Raw genomic sequence first — 18,722 nt, 5'->3', positions numbered from 1 at the left:
AGTGCGGATCAGGCCGCGGTCCAGTGGCGGATCTCCAACGTGCAGCACTTCACGCTGCCGCCCGCCTTGAGCAGTTCGGACAGGTCCACCCCCACGGGCTCGAACCCGCGGCTGCGCAGCTGCGCGGCCAGTCCCGTCGCGGTTTCGGGCAGGAACACCCGGAGCCCGTCCGAGACCGCGTTGAGGCCGAAGACCTCCGCGTCCTCCTCGTCGACGGGGATCGCGTCGGGGTAGAGCTCGCGCAGGGTGGCGAGGCTCTCCGGGGAGAACGCCGCCGGGTAGTACATGACTTCGGTGTCGGAGAGCACGGCGAGCGCCGTGTCCAGGTGGTAGTAGCGCGGGTCGACGAGGTTGAGCGTGACCACCGGGAGGCCCAGGGCCTTCTCCAGTTCGGCGTGGGCACGGGGGTCGGTCCGGAAGCCGGTGCCCGCCAGGATGGTGTCGCCGACGACCATGTAGTCGCCCTCGGCCTCATTGACGTATTCGGCGGAGTGGACCTCGGGGTAGCCGCGCCGCGTGAACCACTCGTGGTACGCCGGGGCCTCCGCGGCGCGCTCCGCGTGGTGGAACCGGGCGACCAGCACACGGTCGTCCACCACGGTCGCGCCGTTGGCGGAGAAGACCATGTCCGGCAGGCCTTCGACGGGGTCGATGAGATCGACGGTGTGCCCGTACTCCAGGTACAGCCGGCGCAGGCCGTCCCACTGCTCGATCGCCAGATCGGTGTCGACCGGCTTTTCGGGGTTCATCCAGGGGTTGATCGCGTAGGTGACGTCGAAGAATGTCGGACGGCACATCAGGTAGTGGCGGGGTGTGGCCTTGCGGGGAGCCTGGGACTGGGACAAGGGAGTGCTTCCTTAGGGTGGGTTGATCTCGTGGATGAATCTCGTGCGGTGAATCTCGTGGTCATTTCGCGCAGCAGGTGCGACCGCTCCTCCGCGGCGGCCGCCGGCGGACGGCTCACACGGCTTCGCGCTCTATCGGGCAGCTCATGCAGCGCGGTCCGCCGCGTCCCCGGCCGAGCTGGTCGCCCCTGATCCGCAGCACCTCGATGCCGTTCTCCTCCAGCATCCGGTTGCTGTTCTCGTTGACCTCGTAGGCGACGACGCTGCCGGGAGCGATGGCCAGGAGATTGCACCCGTCGTTCCACTGCTCGCGCTCGGAGCTGTACGAGTCCTGCTCGGTCTGCAGGACGCGGACCGTGTCGAGGCCGAGCGCCGTGCCGATGGCGGCGAAGAGGTCCTTGTTCTCGGTGACGTCGGGGGCCTCATGGGCGCCCGGGGTCAGGGTCCAGGACCTCAGCGCGTGGCGGTCGAGGCCGGCGAAGAGGGTGAAGGCGTCCCTGTCCACCATGGTCATCACGGTGTCGAGGTGCATGAGGGCACGGGCCTTGGGCAGTTCCACCGCGATCACGCGCTGCGCGGAACCGGCGCGGAAGAGGCGGCGGGCAAGGAGCTCCACGCCGGCGGGGGTGGTGCGTTCGCCGAGGCCGATGAGGACGGTGCCGTTGCCGATCACCTCGACGTCGCCGCCCTCGATCGAGGCCGGCGCCATCGCCTCGCCGTCGATCCAGCGGTAGGCCCCGCTGCCCGCGAACATCGGGTGGAAGTTGTAGATCGCCTCGTAGTTGACGGTCTCGCGCTTGCGTCCGGTCTTCCTCATCGGGTTGACCGAGACGCCGTCATAGACCCAGCAGCTGGTGTCGCGGGTGAAGAGCGAGTTGGGCAGCGGCGGGAGGATGAAGTCGTCGTCCGCCAGCAGGGCGAGTCCGAGGGAACGGCCGTCGGCCTGTCGTCTCTCCCCCGCCCTTTCGAGGAGTTCGCGCTTGTTCAGGCCGCCGAGCAGGTGGGTGGCCAGTTCGTCCGGCCCCATCCCGGTCAGCACCCGCTCTGTCACCCGGGCGAGCAAGGCGCCCAGATGGGGCTGACGCTCGTCGAGGATGCGGTCGAGTACGAAAGCCACCGCGTCGTCGCCCTTGACCGTCTCGGCCAGCAGATCGTGCAGGAGATGGACGGTGACTCCCCTGTCGCGGAGGAGCTGCTGGAAGGCCCGGTGCTCCTCCTGCGCCCTGGACACCCAAACGACGTCGTCGAAGAGCAGCTCGTCCTTGTTGCTCGGAGTCAGCCGCTCCAAATCCAGACCGGGTTCGTGCAGGATGACCTGTTTCAGCGCACCGACTTCAGAATTCACATGGAACATGTTCTCTCCTGGCTTCGATCCTGGGCGGCGACTACTCGTCCACCGAAGTTATGGACACCGGTTTCTCTTTCGTTATCGAACTCTTTTCGGCCAAAGATCAGCCATCGCCGTGGCCGGACTCCGTCGGCCCGCTTCGGGGGTCCGAAACGCACCCGCTGCCCGCCTCCGGCTTTCCGGACACGGGCAAGGAACGCAGCTGGGGCCCGGATCCCGAAGCCCGATCAATAACGACTCGAAAGGGCCGGTGGCTAATTTTCTCCGCAGACAACAAGCCGCAGCTCACAAAGCAGCAGAAGGAGCGGTCCCCGATGTTCGTTCCCCCGCCCTACCGAGAACCGGACGGTTCCTGGACGGCCGATCTGATCCGCGGCAACCCGCTGGGGCTGCTGCTGAGCAACGGCGGCCCCGCCGAGGTCCCGTTCGCCACGCACCTCCCCGTGATCCCCGATCCGGAGATGACGGCCGACTGGTCCGCCGGCCTGTCCGGAGTCACCCTGCTCGGGCACATGAACAGGGCGAACCCGCACTGGGCCGCATTGAAGACCGGCGATGTGGCGCTGCTGACCTTCACGGGACCGCACGCCTACGTGTCGCCGACGGTGTACCAGGTGACGCCGGCCGCCCCGACGTGGAACTTCACCTCGGTCCACGTACACGGCACGATCGAGAAGATCGAAGAGGCCGAGCCGGCCGAGGAGACGCTGCACGTGGTGAAGTCCACCGTGCGGGCCTTCGAGGCCGATTTCGGCGCCGACTGGGACATGACCGAGTCCGTCTCCTATTTCCGCCAGATCCTGCCGAACGTGGGCGGATTCCGATTCACGGTCTCGGGCGCCGACGGAATGTTCAAACTCAGCCAGGAACAGCGCCCCGAGATCCGCAGCCGTGTACAGCAGGAATTCACCGAGCGCGGGTGCACCCGGCACCGCGCAACCGCCGCACTGATGAACCGGCTGCCATGAGCCGGGCCAGGAGTGGACTGCAGGTTCCCGTGATGTACGACATGGGGTTCCGCGCTACATCCATGGCCGCGGCCCGGATTCTCACAGCCTGCCTGCGCAGGGTTTCCCGGCGCAGCACAATGAGCAGCGGAAAGAGCAGCGGATCGCTCCGCCATCAGGGCACGGAGATTTCCCTCATCCGTAATTCAACCTGATCCACGACCCACTTTTACAAGGAGGAATCATGTCGGTGAGTGAGCCCGGGCCCTCTCGGGGGTCGCGTTCGGGTGCGGCGATCACGGCTACGGGGCTGCGGAAGGCGTACGGGGAGCAGCAGGTGCTGGACGGGGTGGATCTCCACATCCCGGAGGGTTCGGTGTTCTCGCTGCTGGGCCCGAACGGGGCCGGCAAGACCACCGCGGTGAAGATCCTCTCCACACTGACTCCGGCGGATGCCGGGCAGATCACGGTGGCCGGGCACGATCTCGCATCGGACCCGGACGGAGTACGCCGCAGCATCGGTGTCACCGGCCAGTTCTCCGCGGTCGACATGTTCCACAACGCTGCGGAGAACCTCGAACTGATGGGCCGGCTGTGGCACCTGGACCCCCAGGTCATCAAGCGGCGGAGCGCCCGTCTGATCGAGCAGTTCGACCTCGTAGAGGCTGGGAAGAAGCCGGTGATCACCTACTCCGGCGGCATGAAGCGCCGCCTGGACCTGGCGATGACCCTGATCGCCGCCCCGCCTGTGATCTTCCTCGACGAGCCGACCACCGGGTTGGACCCGAGGGTGCGTCGGGCGATGTGGGACCTGATCCGCGACCTGGTCGCCGACGGCGTCACCATCTTCCTGACCACCCAGTACCTCGAAGAGGCGGACCAGCTCGCCGACACGATCGCCGTCCTCAACGGCGGCCGCCTCGTCGCCCAGGGCACCCCCGAACAACTCAAGCGGCAGGTCCCCGGCGGCAGCATCGACCTCCAGTTCACCTCCCCGGCCGCACTCGACCGGGCCCAGGCCGCCCTCTACGGCACCCCCGCCACCCGCGACGACGACACCCTGACCCTGCGCGTGTCCAGCGACGGCTCCGCCGCCTCGGTCCAGCACGTACTGGGCCGCCTGGACACCGCCACCGTCCACGAACTGTCCCTGAAGACTCCCGATCTCGACGACGTCTTCCTCGCCCTCACCGGACAGACCCCCACCACCGTCGGCGTCGGCAACGCCGACGCCCCTGCGCCCGCCGACACGGAGAAGGTCCTGGCATGAGCACCGTCACCTACGCGGTGGCCGACACCGCCACCCTGCTGCGCCGCAACATCAAGAACCTGCTGCGCTACCCCACCACCATCATCGCCGTCGTGGGCATCCCGGTCCTGTTCCTGCTGCTGTTCGTCTACGTCTTCGGCGGCGTCCTGGGCACCGGCGTGACCGCCGCCATGCCCGGCGGCAGCACCGACTACGTCAACTACGTCCTTCCCGGCCTGATCATCATGACCGCCGCCACCGGGTCCCTCAGCACCGCCGCGGCCACCAACATCGACATGACCGAGGGCATCATCGCCCGGTTCAAGACCATGGCGATCTTCCGCCCCGCCATCCTCATCGCCCGGGTCACCTCCAGCGTCCTGCAGACGCTCGCCTCCATGGCCCTGGTCTTCGCCGTCGCCTGGCTCATGGGCTTCACACCCACCGCCAACGCGATCGAATGGCTCGCCGCCATCGCCCTCCTGGCCGCCACCAGCTTCGCTCTCACCTGGCTCGGCGTCGCCTTCGGCCTGGCCGCCAAAACCCTCGATTCCGCGAGCAACGCCCCCTTCCCCCTCATCCTGCTGCCCTTCGTCGGCTCCGGCATCGTCCCGACCGACACGATGCCCACCGGCCTGCGGTACTTCGCCGAGTACCAGCCCTTCACCCCCATCATCGAGACCCTCCGCGGCCTCCTCATGGGCACGGAGATCGGCAACAGCGGCTACATCGCCGCTGCCTGGTGCGCCGGCATCACCCTCCTCGGCTACGTCTGGGCCATGAAGCACTTCAACACCGACCGCACCCGCTGAACCCCGTCCCACCACCACCCGGCAGTCCCCCCAACAACTTTCCGTTCCGTGAGTCGAGGCGCGTCAAGCGCGAGATGAGGTACAGGTGATGACACATCAGTCGCTCGCTGGAGAGGCGCGCTCGACGTCTCACGGTGACAGTTCCTGGACGGGCCAGCAGGCGGAACTGCTCCGCATCGGCATCGGCTCCCTGCACGAGACCGACCCGGAGCTCGCCGCGATGCTGGACGCCGAGGTGAGCCAGCAGAACTCGACCCTCGCGATGATCGCGTCGGCGAGCATCGCGGATCCCTCCGTCCTCGCCGTCGGCGGAGCGGCCCTGTCGAACGTGACGGCCGAAGGCTACCCAGGGGCGCGATACCACCCGGGGGCCCAGCAGTTCGACCGGGTCGAGAACCTGGCGGTGGAACGGGCGAAACGATTGTTCGGCGCCCGGTACGCCAATGTGCAGGCGCACTCCTGCTCCTCCGCCAACCTCGCGGTCCTCTCGGCGCTGATGCGCCCGGGTGACACGCTCCTGGGGCTCGACCTCGACTCGGGCGGTCACCTCACCCACGGCTCCCGGGCTTCGGTGAGCGGGCGCCACTACAACGCGGTGTCCTACGGCCTGGACGAGTCCGGCCGGATCGACTTCGCGCGGCTGGAGGAACTGGCCCTCGAACACCGGCCCCGGGTCCTGATAGCCGGAGCCAGTGCCTACCCGCGTACGGTCGACTTCGCCCGGTTCCGCGCCATCGCCGACTCCGTCGGGGCGTATCTGCTCGCGGACATCTCCCACATCGCGGGTCTGGTCGCCGCCGGCCTGCACCCGAGCCCGATCGACGTCGCCCACATCACCACCACCAGTACCTACAAGCAACTGGGCGGACCCCGGGGCGGTTTGATCCTCAGCGGGGTGGAGTACACGACTCCCGGACCCGACGGCCGCACTCCGCTGTCCCGGCTCATCCAGCGCGCCGTCTTCCCGCAGTCACAGGGCACGCCCAGCCCGGCATCCATCGCCGCCAAGGCCCGCGCCTTCGCGATGGCGGCCGAGCCCGCCTTCCGGGAGACGGCCCGGCTGATCCTGCTCAACGCCCAGGCACTCGCCGCGGAACTCTCGGCCCTCGGCTATCGAGTACTCACCGGCGGCACCGACAACCACATGGTCCTGATCGACACCACCGGCGTCGGCCTGACCGGTGTGACCGCCGAGCGCGCGCTGGAGGAGTGCGGCATCCTCGCGAACCGCAACCGCATCCCCGGTGACACCAAGCCGCCGCTGGTCACCAGCGGCCTGCGCCTGGGCACCAACATCCTCGCGCAGCGCGCAATGGGCCCCGTGGAGATGCGCGAGTGCGCGCAGCTGCTTCACACCGTCCTCTCCGGCACCCGCCTGCAGTCGGACACCGACTACCTGATCGACCCGGCCCTGGTCGCCACGGTCCGCGAGGAAGTCCGGTGGCTGTGCGCCCGTCACCCCCTGTCCATCGACACCGCCCGTGTCCCGGTATCCCTGATCGGAGTCGGAGCATGATCACCGACCACCACCCCGCCTCCGAGTCCCGGCGCGGATCCGCCCCCGAGCTCTGGCCGCCCGCGCTCGTACCGACGAACCAGCCGCGCCGCCCCGGCGCGGCCCCCCGGTGCACGGCCAGCGAGAACGCCCCGCTGACATCGAGATCCATCCGTCCCCGGGTCCTCGCCGCGGCGTTCGCGGCGGTGCTGCACCGCTACACCGGCCAGGACCGCATCGCACTGGCCGTACCGGCGGGCGAGCTCCGCTTCGAGGTCACGGGTGGGACGACCCTGCGGGACCTGGCGGACGACAGCACCGCAGCGGATGCCTTCGGCACCGCATCCGTCGGCTTCGCCGCCGCCGGCGACCCGTTCGAAGAAGGCGCCTCCCTCGAGCTCCAGCTGGTCGTACGCGCCGAAAGGGTCGAACTCCACTACGACGCCGAGCTGTTCGAGCACACCACGGTGGTCAGGCTGCTCGACCACTACCGCACGCTGCTCCTGGACGGACTGCGCCACCCCGAGCGCACCGTGAGCCGGATGCGGCTGCTCACCGACGAGGAGCTGCACCACACCCTCGTCGAGTGGAACCGGACCGAGACGGAGCTGCCCAACCAGGGATGCCTGCACGAGGCCTTCGAGGCCCGGGCGGACAGTGCGCCGGAGGCGATCGCCGTCGTCCACGGCACCGAGCGGCTGACGTACCGCGAGGTCAATGCCGCCGCCAACCAGCTCGCCCACCACCTGCGGTCCCTGGGCGTCGGCCCGGACGTGCGGGTCGGCCTGTGCCTGGACCGCTCCGCCCGGCTGCTCGTGGCGGAGCTCGCGGTCCTCAAGGCGGGCGGCGCCTACGTGCCGCTCGATCCGGACTATCCCGCGGAGCGCATCGCCGCCATGGTCGCCGGCACCTCCTGCGCGGTGATGATCAGCCGCGAGGAGCTGACCGGGAGCCTGCCCGAGGGCGACGGGCAGAGCCCGCCGCTGGTCCTGCTCGACCGGGACGCCGACATGCTGGCCCAGCTGCCCGAGCACAGCCCGGGCCGCCTCGCGGAACCGGACCACCTCTGCTACATCATCCACACGTCCGGCTCGACCGGCGCGCCCAAGCCGATCGCGCTGCACCACCGCGGGGTCCTGAACAACATCGCGGACCTCAACACCCGTTTCGGCGTGGGTCCCGGGGACTCGGTGCTCGCACTGTCCTCGCCCAGCTTCGACATGTCCGTCTACGAGTTCCTGGGCCTGACCATCGCCGGCGGCACCGTGATCGTGCCCGACGCCGGTCGCACGAAGGACCCCGAACACTGGGCGGAGCTGCTCGTCGCCGAGGGCGTCACCGTCTGGAACTCCGCCCCGGCACTGCTGAACCTGCTGACCGACCACCTGGAGCAGACCGGCGCCGGGCCGCTGCCACGGCTGCGCCTGGCGCTGCTCGGCGGCGACTGGGTACCGGTCACCTTGCCGGAGCGGGTGGACGCCGTCGCTCCCGGTCTGCGGTTCATCGTGATGGGCGGGGCCACCGAGTCCTCGATCCACTCGACGATCTACGACGTGGACAAGGTCGACCCGGAGTGGACGAGCATCCCGTACGGCCGTCCCATGGCCAACCAGCGCACGTACATCCTCGACGAGGCCATGCAGCCGGTGCCGCCGGGCGTGACCGGCGAGCTGTACCTGGCGGGCGTCGGCCTGGCCCGCGGCTACCTGGACCAGCCGGAGCGCACCGCCGAGCGGTTCACCGACTGGTCGTACGGGGACGTGGTGCGGGGCGAGCGCCTGTACCGCACCGGTGACGCCGCCCGGTTCGGGGCGGACGGACTGATCGAGCTGATCGGCCGCAAGGACTTCCAGGTCAAGATCCACGGCCTGCGCGTGGAGCTCGGCGAGGTCGAGTCCGTGCTGCGCTCCCACCCGGGCGTACGGCAGAGCGTGGTCGTGACCCGCTCCAACCGGCTCGTCGCCTACGTGGTGCCCGAGGAGGGCGAGGCCGGCGCCGCCGTCGACAGCGGGGTGCTGCTGAGCCTGGCGGCGCAGAAGCTGCCGCAGTACATGGTCCCCGCCTCGGTCGTCACGCTCGATCGGCTCCCGCTCACGCCGAACGGCAAGCTGGACCGGCTCGGGCTGCCCGAGCCGGAGTTCACCACCGCCGTCTACCGGGCACCGGCGTCGCCCGAGGAGGAGATCCTGGCCGCCGTGTACGCCGAGGTGCTCGGCATGGACCGGGTCGGCGTCGACGACGACTTCCTGACCGTCGGCGGAGACAGCATCCGCGCCATCAAGGTCGTCACCCGGGCCCGGGCCCGCGGCCTGGAGGTCACCCCGCGGCAGATCCTGGAGTCCCGCACGGTCGCCGCGCTCGCCCGGGCCGCGACCGTCGCCGTCCCCGCGACCGGAGCAACCGTCTCCGCGCCCCTGGCCGATCCCGGCTCCCCGGAGTTCCAGGACTGGCAGCGGCGCTACCCCGGGCTCTCGGACGTGTGGCCGCTGACCTCGCTGCAGTCCGGGATCCTCTTCGAGTCCACGCTCAACGACACCGGCTACGACGCGTACCAGATGCAGAGCGTGTTCCACCTGTCCGGCGAGGTCGACGCGACCCGCATGCGTACGGCCGGTCAGGCCCTGCTCGACCGGTACGCCAACCTGCGCGTGGCCTTCGTCGCGGACGCCGACGACAATCCGGTACAGCTCGTGGTGGACGGCGTGGAGCTTCCCTGGCAGGAGATCGACCTCGCCCCGGTGTCCCCCGCCGAGCGGGGCGAGGCCTTCGAGCGCTTCCTCGCCGAGGACTACGCCAGGCCCTTCGACCGCGCCACCCCGCCGCTGCTGCGCCTGACCCTGGTGCGGTTCGGCCCGGAACGGTGCGAGCTGGTGCTCACCACCCACCACGTGCTCATCGACGGCTGGTCCGAGCCGATCCTGATGCAGGACCTGCTGCGTCTGTACGCTTCCGGAGGGGACGCCTCCGGCCTCCCGGCGGTCCACGAGTTCCGCGACTTCCTGGCCTGGCTGAACCGGCAGGACCGCACCGAGACCGCGCGGGTCTGGGCGCAGGAGCTCGCCGGTGTCGACGAGCCGACGCTGCTCTTCCCGTCCGGCACCCCGCGCGCCGAGACCCGGGGCGCCGGCGAGCTCAGCCTCACGCTGACCCGGGACGACTCCCGGCGGCTGCTGCGGCGCGCCGCCGAGCTGGGCGTCACGGTGAACACCGTGGTCCAGGGCGCCTGGGCGGTCCTGCTCAGCGGGCTCACCGGGCGCGAGGAGGTGGTGTTCGGCGCGACGGTCTCCGGCCGTCCCGGCTCGCTGCCGGGCGTGGAGTCCATGGTGGGGCTGTTCATCAACACCCTTCCGGTACGCGTCCGTTGCACCCCAGGCGACACCCTCGCCGATCTGCTGACCCGACTGCAGAGCCGACAGTCCGCACTCCTGGACCACCATCACCACGGCCTGGTCGACATCCACCAGCAGACCGGCCTGGACGCCCTGTTCGACACCCTCGTGGCGTTCCAGTCGTACCCGGTGGACCAGGCCGGCATCGCCGAGGCCGGCGCCGCGGCGGGGATCGAGGTCACGGGGGTGCACGCCGAAGGCGCCGCCAACTACCCGCTGGCCCTGATCGTCGAAACCGACCCCGGCATCCGCCTGACCCTCCAGTACCACCGCAACCTCTTCACCGAGGACGCCGTCGACGGCATCGCCGTACGGCTGCACGAGGTGGTGCAGCAGCTCCTGGACGACCCGTCCCGGCGTGTCGGCACGGTCGACGTGCTGCTGCCCGCCGAGCGCGAGCTGATCGCCACCGGGCGCCGGGGCACGGACTCGGCACTGCCCGGGGAGCCGCTGCCCGCCCTGGTCGAGCGGCAGGCGGCCGAGACCCCGGACGCGGTCGCGGTGGTCTCCGAGGGGGTCACGCTGAGCTACCGGGAGCTCAACACCTGGGCCAACCGGCTGGCGCACCGGCTGATCCGGCTCGGCGCCGGCCCCGAGTCGGTGGTCGCGCTCGCCCTGCCCCGGTCCGCGCAACTGGCGGTCGCGCTGCTGGGGACGCTGAAGTCCGGCGCCGCGTTCCTCCTGATCGACCCCGACGGGCAGGCCCCGGCGGAGGCGGTCCAGGTCGTCACCCGGGCGGACGTCAACGAACTGGGCGCAGAGGCCATCGGCCCCGGGGAGAACGCCGACCCCACCGCCGCGGACCGCACCGCCCCCCTGGACCCGCGGCACCTGGCCTGGGTGCGCCGCCCGCACCGGGCCGACGGCACGGGGGCCGTTGTCGCCCTCGACCATGGCGCACTGGCGGCCGGAGCGCTGCGGTTCGCGGCCGGTGCGGGACTGACTCCCGGGACGCGGCTGCTGGCGGCCTCGCCGGACGACGACGCCATGCTGTTCGAGGTCTTCGGCGCACTGTGCTCCGGCGCCTCCGCGCAACTGCCCACGGACATCGACACCCTCGGCGAGGACTGGGGCTGGACGGGCGATGTGATCGCCACGGTCGCCCCGTTCCTGGCCGAGGTCCTCAACAGGTCCGGTGGCGCCATCTACGCGGGCACGGTGGTCCTCACCGGTGACACGCTGCCCGCGTCGGTCGTCCGATGCGTGCGCGGGGCGATCCAGGGTGCGCGGGTGACCGGCATCTACGGACCCGCCGAGACGGTCGCCGCCACCGCCTTCGCCGCCCCGGACGGGCCGGGCACGCAGGTGCTCCCGCTCGGCGCGCCGCTCGGGAACGTGCGGGCCTACGTACTGGACTCCGCGCTGCGGCCCGTACCGGCAGGTGTGGTCGGCGAGTTGTACGTCGCCGGGGAGGTGGCACGCGGCTACCACGGGCAGGCCCGCCTGACCGCGGAGCGGTTCGTCGCCGACCCGTACGGTCCGGACGGGGCCCGGATGTACCGCACCGGGGACCTGGCCCGCTGGTCCCGCGACGGCGCCCTGGAGTACTCCGGGCGCGGCGGCCCGCAGCCGCTGGTACGCGGGCGCCGGATCGCCACCGCCGGCATCGAGGCCGTCCTGGCCACCCACCCGGGCGTGTCCCAGGCGGCGGTGGCCGTCCGCGCCGACGCGGCCACGGGCGAGCCCCAGCTGGTGGCTTACGTGGCGCCGCTGCGCACCTCGGACGGCGTACGGGCCGAGGAGCTGCGCGAGTTCGCGGCGAGCCGGCTGCCGGACCACATGGTGCCGACGACCGTGGTGGCGCTGGAGGCGCTGCCTCTGGCGGCCGACGGCACCGTGGACCGGGAGGCCCTTCCCGAGCCCGGGTCCGTATCCGCGGGCGGCGGGCGCCGCAAGGGGCGCACCCCGCAGGAGGAGGCGGTCTGCGCACTGATCGCGGAGGTCCTCGGTGTGGACGAAGTGGGCATCGACGACAACTTCTTCGCCTTGCGCTGCAACTCCCTCAAGGCCACCCGCATCATCGGCCGGATGCGCCGGACGCTCGGAGTCGACATATCGATCCGCCTGCTGTTCCAGCACCCCACCGTCGCGGAGCTCTCCGAGCACCTCAAGCCCGCGACCGCCAAGACCCGCCCCAGCCTGGGCAGTCCGCTCAGGCGCATGACCGACAGCAACGACCCCGACGGGGCCAAAGCGATGGCCCGGCAGATCGTCGCCGAAACGAAGGCACAGGTACCCCTCATGCGCGAACAGGCCAAGCAGCAGGCCAAGGAACAGGCCAAGGCGCTCAAGGAGCAGATCACCGCGGAGGCCCTGGAGAAGTGGGGTGGCGACGCCTTCAAGTCCAGGATGGCCCAGAACATCGACGAGCGGATCCGCGCCGGCCTGCTGCGGGGATCGGGCAAGCCGGCGGACGAGCCGAAGGCCAAGGACGCCAAGGAGTCGCAGCGGCGCATGAAGGGGATGCTCGGACGCTTCAGCGAGGAAGTCCGCGACGGCAGCCAGAACCACCACCTCACCGAGGAGCAGCTGGCCCAGGTCCAGGAGATCCTCGCCGTCACCGCCAACTCCCTGCGCGGTGTCGTCCTGGAGGCTGCGAAGACGGCCGGCTGATCCTCCCCGGCCCCAACGCCGCGCCCCCCATGCCGGATCGTTCCCGGCATGGGGGGCGCAGTGGTCTCCGCGGCGCGGTGGCGCAGGGGGGTCAGCGGGTGAGGACCCACAGACCACCCGAGCGCACACCGGTGAAGTCGGGCGAGTTGAAGAAGAGCGGCGGAATGTTCGGGTCGATCCGCAGGTTCGGGAAGCGCTCCAGGAGCACCTCGAACACGATGCGGGTCTCCACCCGGACCATCTGGCCGCCGACACAGTAGTGCGAGCCACGGCCGAACCCGAGGTGGGCGTTGGGGCTGCGGGTCACATCGAACTCGTCCGGGTTGGGGAACTGGAGCGGGTCGCGGTTGGCCGCCCCGAGGAACACGCGGATCAGCGAGTCCTTGGGAATCTGCTTGCCGCCGAGCTCCACGTCCGCGATGGTGGCGCGGTAGGAGACGGCACCCGGGGTCAGGAAGCGCATCGACTCCTCGAGCATGCCGGGGATGAGCGAGTGGTCGGCCTTGACCTTCTCCGCCTGCTCCGGGAACGACTCCAAGCACAGCATGGTGTTGCCGATCAGCAACGGGGTGGCGAGGTGTCCGGCGCCCAGGATGCCGATGATGAAGTTGATGATCTGATCACGGGTCATCAGGCTGCCGTCGAGCTTCTTGACCTGGCTCAGCAGGCTGATCAGGTCTTCCTTCGGGTTCTGCGTACGCTCGTCGACGTGCCGGCCGAGCATCTCGCGAAGGGGCTCCAGGGGCTTCGTGAGCTTCTCGAAGTAACCCTCCTCGCCGTCGCCCTGGTCGACCGGCGTCATCTGGGCCTGCTGGTCCATGTTCTGGTCCACCAGCTTGAACATCGTCCGGTCGTCGGCCGGGATGCCCAGCAGCTCGCTGAAGACGATGCCCGCCACGTGGTCGACGAAGTCGCTCAGCAGGTTGAACCGGCCCAGATGGATCAGCTGGTCGGCGTACTCGTTGGCCAATTCGAGGACCCGGGACTCGAGGTGCTCTATGAACCGCGGGCTGAACGCGTGGCTGACCTGCTTGCGGATGTTCGCGTGCTCCGCACCGGTCATCTGCGCGAGGTCGCCGTCGAAGTACTTCAGCGTCTCCTCATCGAGGTTGAACAGCCGTCCGGAGTCGGCCGAGTATCCGTCGTTGTTGCTGAGGGCCTCGTTCACCTCCGCATAGCCGTATGCATGCCAGCGGCCGAGCTCCTCACTCCATTCGACGGGCTCCTTCGGCTGCTCACCACGCAGCCAGAACTTGTCGTCGGCAAAACCCCAGCGGTCAGCAAAATCGGTCATCGGTTTTCCTCCGTTGATGGAACTGCGGCAACTGGCTCACGGGATTGACCACCACGCGATGACGGTTGCGCTCACGCTGTTGGAACGACTGCCGCACGCGGCCACAGGCCTCGGACGCCATTTCCCGGCTGAGCATAAACACGCCGTTGGGTCCGAACACGGTGACCCGGAACGCGCCCACACGGCGGGCGCTGGCCCAGAGTAAGGCGCGAAGTCCGCGCCAGACCAGCACTTTGCGTGGCCGGCCGTCCTGTCGACGGGACATCGCCCGGCACCGGGCCGGACTGCCCATCGGCGTAATACTAAAAACCACGCATTCCCCGCGACGCAAGCCCCGATTCGCCGGCGGAGCTCGATGTTCGCGCTGACGTGGGAAGTAACCAGGCTGTTTAGCGGGAGCCGGTTGAGAACAACGACCTCGACCCGGCCCCATTCATCTGGGGCCGGGTCGAGGTCGAGACGCCGGTGTTTTTCAGCACACTTGGCCAATTCCGGGCTCTACGGAGGAGCGGGACGGAGCTCGGCGCCACCCGAGAACGTGTGCACGACTACGGCCATTCCTCGTCGAGGTCGAGTGCTGCGCGACGTATCACAATGTCTCCGATGAGGGTGCGGGCCTGCACCTTGACCGTCTCTGCGTCCGCCTCGGGTTTACGGGCGGAACTGTCGAGGAAGTCGAGGGACTGATAGACGGTGCCTACGTGTGAGTCCAGGTCCAGGTGGGCTCGGACGCCTTCGGGAATGCCGACCTCCAGCTTTCCGGACGCGGTCTCCAGGACCAGCGGGCCCCGTAACATCGCGTCGATGCGGATGTCGCCCTGCGTGGCCCGGGCCTCGACCGCGGCGTGCGCCCGGCCGATGTGGAGGTCACCGCTGTCCGCGTACACGCGTACGCCGCCGCTCACCTCGCCGATACGGATGTCGCCCGTACCCCTGTTGGCCTCCACCGCACCGTCGATCTCCCGGATGTACACGTCGCCGCTTCCGGCGACGGCCTCGAAGTCGCCTGCCACGTGCTGCACGTCGACGTTGCCGAGGACCGAGGACAGGAGCAGGGGGCCCGTCCGATCGAGCCGGATGTGACCGCAGCCGGCGGTGATCCGGCACTCCCCCAGCCGGCCCGTGCCGCGGAAGTCGGCGGCGAGGGCGTTCCCGTGCACACGGGAGCCGCTCGGCAGCTCGATGTCGACGATCACGGCCCCGATCCCCTGCAGGCCGCGCGCCGTCGGGGCGGACACCACGAGCTCGCCGGCCGTGTACGCGACGCCGGCCCGGCCGGCGGTGGCGACACCGGACGCGTCGTCGCGGTCCAGGGCGCGCACTTCGACGGTCGTCCTGGAGCGGTCGCCCGCGGTGAGCCGGACGTGGCCGATGTCCAGGCCGATGGTGACAAGGATCGGCTCAGGTGTGTCGAACTCGAAAATCGGCATGTCGATGCCCTCATGCGGATGGCAAGCGGCCATGGCCTCACGAGGCGTGCGCCACTGGCTGCGGGACTATCGGATGGGTGGGAGTGAAGTGGGGGCCGTCGGCGACGAACGGTGACTCCCGTCGTCGCCCGGCGGCTCTTTCCCTCAGTTCCGACAATGACGTTACGAGCAGGGCATATCGGCCTGATATTGGACAGCTATCGTGGAAAGGTGCGCATACACGAAATCCCCGCCGGCAGAAGCCGTACGGGGATTTCTTCCGTGCTGTACTGGGACGGAGATCAGAGCGTGGAACTCAGGCCGCCAGGGTGGACTCCTGCTCGCTCTCGGCCCGGCTCGCGCCGATCGGCTCCTTCGAGGCGTTCTCCCGCAGCAGCCAGGCCGCCACCAGGCCTCCGAGCAGGACAGCGACCGCGCCGATCAGCTGGGAGCTGGTCAGGCTGTCCCCGAAGGCGTTGTGGACCTGCTGCGCCGCATTCGGACCGGCCGCCGCGAGGGCCTCCGGCAGGGAGCGTGCAGCGTCGTCCGGGACGCCGGTCGGCAGTGAGGCGGCGAATCCCGCGGTCAGCACCGCACCGAGGACGGCGACGCCGAGCGAGTTGCCGACCTCGCTGATGGTGCCCATCAGGCCCGAGCCGACGCCCGCCTTCTCCGGCGGGATCGAGGTCATCACCGCGCCCGCCATGGCCGGCTTGGCGCAGGCGACGCCCGCTCCCATCAGCACCAGGCCCAGCAGGATGCCCGGGTAGGAGCCGCTGTGTCCGAGTACCGCGATGGAGGCGAGCCCCAGGGACATCAGGCTCAGCCCGGTGGCGATGGCCACCGGCGGCGCGAGCTTGCTGGTCAGCCGTACGCCCACACCGGTGAGGTTGAGCGCGACGAGGGTCAGCGCCATCGGCGCGATGCGCAGACCGGCCTCCAGCGGGCCGTAGCCGAGCACGAACTGAAGGTGCTGCGTCAGCAGGAACAGCGACCCGGCCAGACCGAACGCGACGAGCACACCGCCGGAGACCGCCCCGCGGAAGCGGGCGTTGCTGAAGAACGACATGTCCATCAGCGGGTTCGGGATACGGCGCTCCCAGAGGACGAAGCCCACCAGGACGGCCAGCCCGATACCGCCGGGCAGCAGCGTTCCGGCAGAGGTCCAGCCGTAGCCGGGACCCTGGATGATCGCGTAGATGACGGCCACGCTGCCGATGGTGGAGAGCAGCGCGCCGAACAGGTCGGGGCGGTCGCCCTGCGGGTCCTTCGACTCCGGGACCCGAAGGGCCACGGCGATCAGCCCGATCACGCAGACCGGCACGTTGACCAGGAACACCGAACCCCACCAGAACTCGGCCAGCAGCACGCCGCCGATCACGGGACCGAGCGCGAGGCCGAGCGAGGCGACGCCCATGATCCAGGTGAGCGCCTTGGGGGTCTCCTCCGCGTCGAAGGTGCGGACGATGATGGCCATGTTGGTGGCGAGCAGGAGGCTGCCTCCGACACCCATGCCCGCGCGGGCGGCGATCAGCAGGCCGGGGCTGGTGGCGAGTGTTGCGGCGAGCGAGCCGAGGCCGAAGAACGCGAGTCCGAGCAGTTGGATGCGCTTGCGTCCGTACCGGTCGGCGAAGCCGCCGGCGGCGATCAGCAGGCCCGCCTGGGTGAGGGCGTACGCGCCGATGACCCACTGGGTCTGCGCGGTGGTTGCGCCGAGCTCCTCGGTGAGGGAGGGGATGGCGACGTTGAGGATGGTGTTGTCGAGGATCACGACGAGCTGCACGAGGCAGACCACGGCGAGAATAATCCAGCGGTCCGGTCGGCGTTGCGGCTGGGTCACGGCCACTCCTTGTATGACGTATACAACTTTTACAGTGCACAGAAAAGGCGCACGGCGCGCCACGGCTACGATCGCCACACCGGAACTGGTGGGGGGACTGTTCCTTCGTTCTGAGAAGAACAGTAGGGGGCGCTCATATCGACCGGATATTGGAGACGTATTACAGGAGCACGAGCGTGCGGGCATTCGTTCCGCATCGGTCGACAATCTCTCGCAGACGTTGAAATGCCACGCGGCGAGGCTCCTTTTCAGGAAGCCTTCGGCCGCGTGGCTCACGTCGTACGTCTACTTGAGGATGACGGGCATCGCGCGGACGCCCACCATGTCCTCCGAGGGGAAGAAGGACGTCTTGTCCGCGTCGATCGCGAAGTCCGGGTAGCGGTCGAGCAGGGCGTTGATCGCGATCTTGCCTTCGAGCCGCGCGAGGCGGGTGCCCAGGCAGTAGTGGACACCGTGCCCGAACACGATGTGGGGGTTGGGGTTGCGGGCCGGGTCGAACTCCTGGGGGCGCTCGAACTTGAGCGGGTCCCGGTTGGCGGCGCTCACCCACGGCAGGATCATCTGCCCCGCGGGGATGGTGACACCACCGATCTCCACATCCTTGACGGTCACCCGGGACAGCGTCGCGGCCGGCGGGAGCAGCCGCAGGGCCTCCTCGATCGCGGTCGGCACCAGGGAGCGGTCCTCGCGCACCCGGACGAGCTTGTCGCGCTCGGTGTCCAGGCAGGCCATCGTGTTGCCGACCATCATGGTGCTGGTGATGTGGCCGGTGATCAGGAGGATGTTGGCGATGTTGACGACCTCGTTGTCGGTGAGGCGGTCGCCGTCCTGCTCGGCCTGGAGGAGATAGGTCAGCAGGTCCTCGCGGGGGTGCTTACGACGCTGGAGCACCTGGTCGAGCATGTAGTCGAGCAGGGGCTTCAAGCGGGCCTCGGCGGCGTGGATCTGGTCCTCGATCCCGTCACCGCCGGCGACGAAGTCGAGGCCCGCCATGTTCTCGATGATGTCGAACGCGGCGCCCTTGAAAAGGTCGAAGTCCTTGCTGTCGAGGCCCAGCAGGTCGGCTATGACGCGTACCGGCAGCGGGTAGGCGAAATCCGCCACGAGCTCGAAGCTGCCCTTGTCCCGCACCGCGTCCAGCAGTTCATCGGTGATCTTGTGAATACGCGGCTCCAGGCTCGTGATGACCCGGGGGCTGAACGCGTGCCCGATCAGCTTGCGGTACTTGGTCTGCTCCGGCGGGTCCATCTGGGAGATGTCGCCCTCCTGGAACTTCGGGTCGACCTGCACCGCGGCGTACGCGGCAGTGGCCGCCGAGAAGTTCTCGTGGTCGCCCAGGATCTGCTCCACCTCGGCGAAGCCGTAGGCGCACCAGGAGCCGAGCTGCTCGACGTACTCGATGGTGTTCGCCGGGCGGTTGCCGCGCAGCCAGGGGCTGTTGGGGTGGATATTCCACCGCTCAATGACTTTGGACATGGGGA

The 18,722-nt window shown here is 69.5% G+C and carries 12 protein-coding genes; 5 read left to right on the top strand and 7 right to left on the bottom strand.

The window, feature by feature from the left end; genetic code table 11:
• Positions 1-8: 8 nt before the first annotated feature.
• Positions 9-845, bottom strand: coding sequence for a dimethylargininase (gene ddaH, locus OG490_RS29640; RefSeq protein ID WP_443065891.1), 837 nt, complete (start codon positions 843-845; stop codon positions 9-11).
• A gap of 115 nt (positions 846-960) precedes the next feature.
• On the bottom strand, positions 961-2,199 hold the full coding sequence (locus OG490_RS29635; protein WP_330299326.1) for an arginine deiminase: 1,239 nt from the start codon (positions 2,197-2,199) through the stop codon (positions 961-963).
• Positions 2,200-2,249: 50 nt separating this feature from the next.
• On the opposite strand from OG490_RS29635, the gene OG490_RS29630 reads away from it, so the two are divergent.
• The 5 genes from OG490_RS29630 (at position 2,250) to OG490_RS29610 (ending at position 12,698) form a co-directional block, all read left to right on the top strand.
• Positions 2,250-3,161 (top strand): FMN-binding negative transcriptional regulator, encoded by a 912-nt coding sequence (locus OG490_RS29630; protein ID WP_330299325.1) that lies wholly within the window; start codon positions 2,250-2,252, stop codon positions 3,159-3,161.
• A gap of 223 nt (positions 3,162-3,384) precedes the next feature.
• Positions 3,385-4,410, top strand: a complete 1,026-nt coding sequence (locus OG490_RS29625; protein WP_330299324.1) for an ATP-binding cassette domain-containing protein — start codon at positions 3,385-3,387, stop codon at positions 4,408-4,410.
• Positions 4,407-5,201 carry an ABC transporter permease gene (locus OG490_RS29620; protein ID WP_330299323.1) on the top strand — a complete coding sequence of 265 codons (795 nt, stop codon included), beginning with the start codon at positions 4,407-4,409 and terminating at the stop codon, positions 5,199-5,201. Before OG490_RS29625 ends, OG490_RS29620 begins: the two co-directional genes overlap by 4 nt.
• Before the next feature lie 88 nt (positions 5,202-5,289).
• Entirely contained in the window at positions 5,290-6,717 is a 1,428-nt protein-coding gene (gene glyA, locus OG490_RS29615) for a serine hydroxymethyltransferase (protein WP_330299322.1), read from the top strand.
• A complete protein-coding gene (locus tag OG490_RS29610) occupies positions 6,714-12,698 on the top strand; it encodes an amino acid adenylation domain-containing protein (protein WP_330299321.1) in 5,985 nt (1,994 codons plus the stop codon). The genes glyA and OG490_RS29610 overlap by 4 nt, the downstream gene beginning before the upstream one ends.
• 91 nt (positions 12,699-12,789) lie before the next feature.
• Here OG490_RS29610 and OG490_RS29605 read toward each other — a convergent pair whose 3' ends face one another.
• The 5 genes from OG490_RS29605 to OG490_RS29585 form a co-directional block, all read right to left on the bottom strand.
• Positions 12,790-13,992, bottom strand: coding sequence for a cytochrome P450 (locus OG490_RS29605; RefSeq protein ID WP_330299320.1), 1,203 nt, complete (start codon positions 13,990-13,992; stop codon positions 12,790-12,792).
• Positions 13,976-14,257, bottom strand: coding sequence for a hypothetical protein (locus OG490_RS29600; RefSeq protein ID WP_330299319.1), 282 nt, complete (start codon positions 14,255-14,257; stop codon positions 13,976-13,978). Before OG490_RS29600 ends, OG490_RS29605 begins: the two co-directional genes overlap by 17 nt.
• 283 nt (positions 14,258-14,540) lie before the next feature.
• Entirely contained in the window at positions 14,541-15,422 is an 882-nt protein-coding gene (locus OG490_RS29595; protein WP_330299318.1) for a DUF4097 family beta strand repeat-containing protein, read from the bottom strand.
• A 295-nt stretch (positions 15,423-15,717) separates the two neighbouring features.
• Positions 15,718-17,241, bottom strand: coding sequence for an MFS transporter (locus OG490_RS29590; protein ID WP_330299317.1), 1,524 nt, complete (start codon positions 17,239-17,241; stop codon positions 15,718-15,720).
• Positions 17,242-17,526: 285 nt separating this feature from the next.
• Positions 17,527-18,717, bottom strand: coding sequence for a cytochrome P450 (locus tag OG490_RS29585; protein ID WP_330299316.1), 1,191 nt, complete (start codon positions 18,715-18,717; stop codon positions 17,527-17,529).
• Between the last annotated feature and the right edge of the window lie 5 nt (positions 18,718-18,722).

The sequence above is a fragment of the Streptomyces sp. NBC_00503 genome (assembly GCF_036346895.1).
GTDB lineage: Bacteria > Actinomycetota > Actinomycetes > Streptomycetales > Streptomycetaceae > Streptomyces.
Note: the sequence above shows the minus strand (reverse complement) of the source record. Positions and strands in the feature narration are given on the sequence as shown.

Bases quoted from the DNA above. Each gene is read 5' to 3' on its own strand.
- OG490_RS29620 (WP_330299323.1), top strand. From the start codon at position 4,407: ATGAGCACCGTCACCTACGCGGTGGCCGACACCGCCACCCTGCTGCGC.
- OG490_RS29585 (WP_330299316.1), bottom strand. From the start codon at position 18,717: ATGTCCAAAGTCATTGAGCGGTGGAATATCCACCCCAACAGCCCCTGG.
- OG490_RS29610 (WP_330299321.1), top strand. From the start codon at position 6,714: ATGATCACCGACCACCACCCCGCCTCCGAGTCCCGGCGCGGATCCGCC.
- glyA (WP_330299322.1), top strand. From the start codon at position 5,290: ATGACACATCAGTCGCTCGCTGGAGAGGCGCGCTCGACGTCTCACGGT.
- OG490_RS29595 (WP_330299318.1), bottom strand. From the start codon at position 15,422: ATGCCGATTTTCGAGTTCGACACACCTGAGCCGATCCTTGTCACCATC.
- OG490_RS29625 (WP_330299324.1), top strand. From the start codon at position 3,385: ATGTCGGTGAGTGAGCCCGGGCCCTCTCGGGGGTCGCGTTCGGGTGCG.
- OG490_RS29600 (WP_330299319.1), bottom strand. From the start codon at position 14,257: ATGTCCCGTCGACAGGACGGCCGGCCACGCAAAGTGCTGGTCTGGCGC.
- OG490_RS29630 (WP_330299325.1), top strand. From the start codon at position 2,250: ATGGACACCGGTTTCTCTTTCGTTATCGAACTCTTTTCGGCCAAAGAT.
- OG490_RS29635 (WP_330299326.1), bottom strand. From the start codon at position 2,199: ATGTTCCATGTGAATTCTGAAGTCGGTGCGCTGAAACAGGTCATCCTG.
- OG490_RS29605 (WP_330299320.1), bottom strand. From the start codon at position 13,992: ATGACCGATTTTGCTGACCGCTGGGGTTTTGCCGACGACAAGTTCTGG.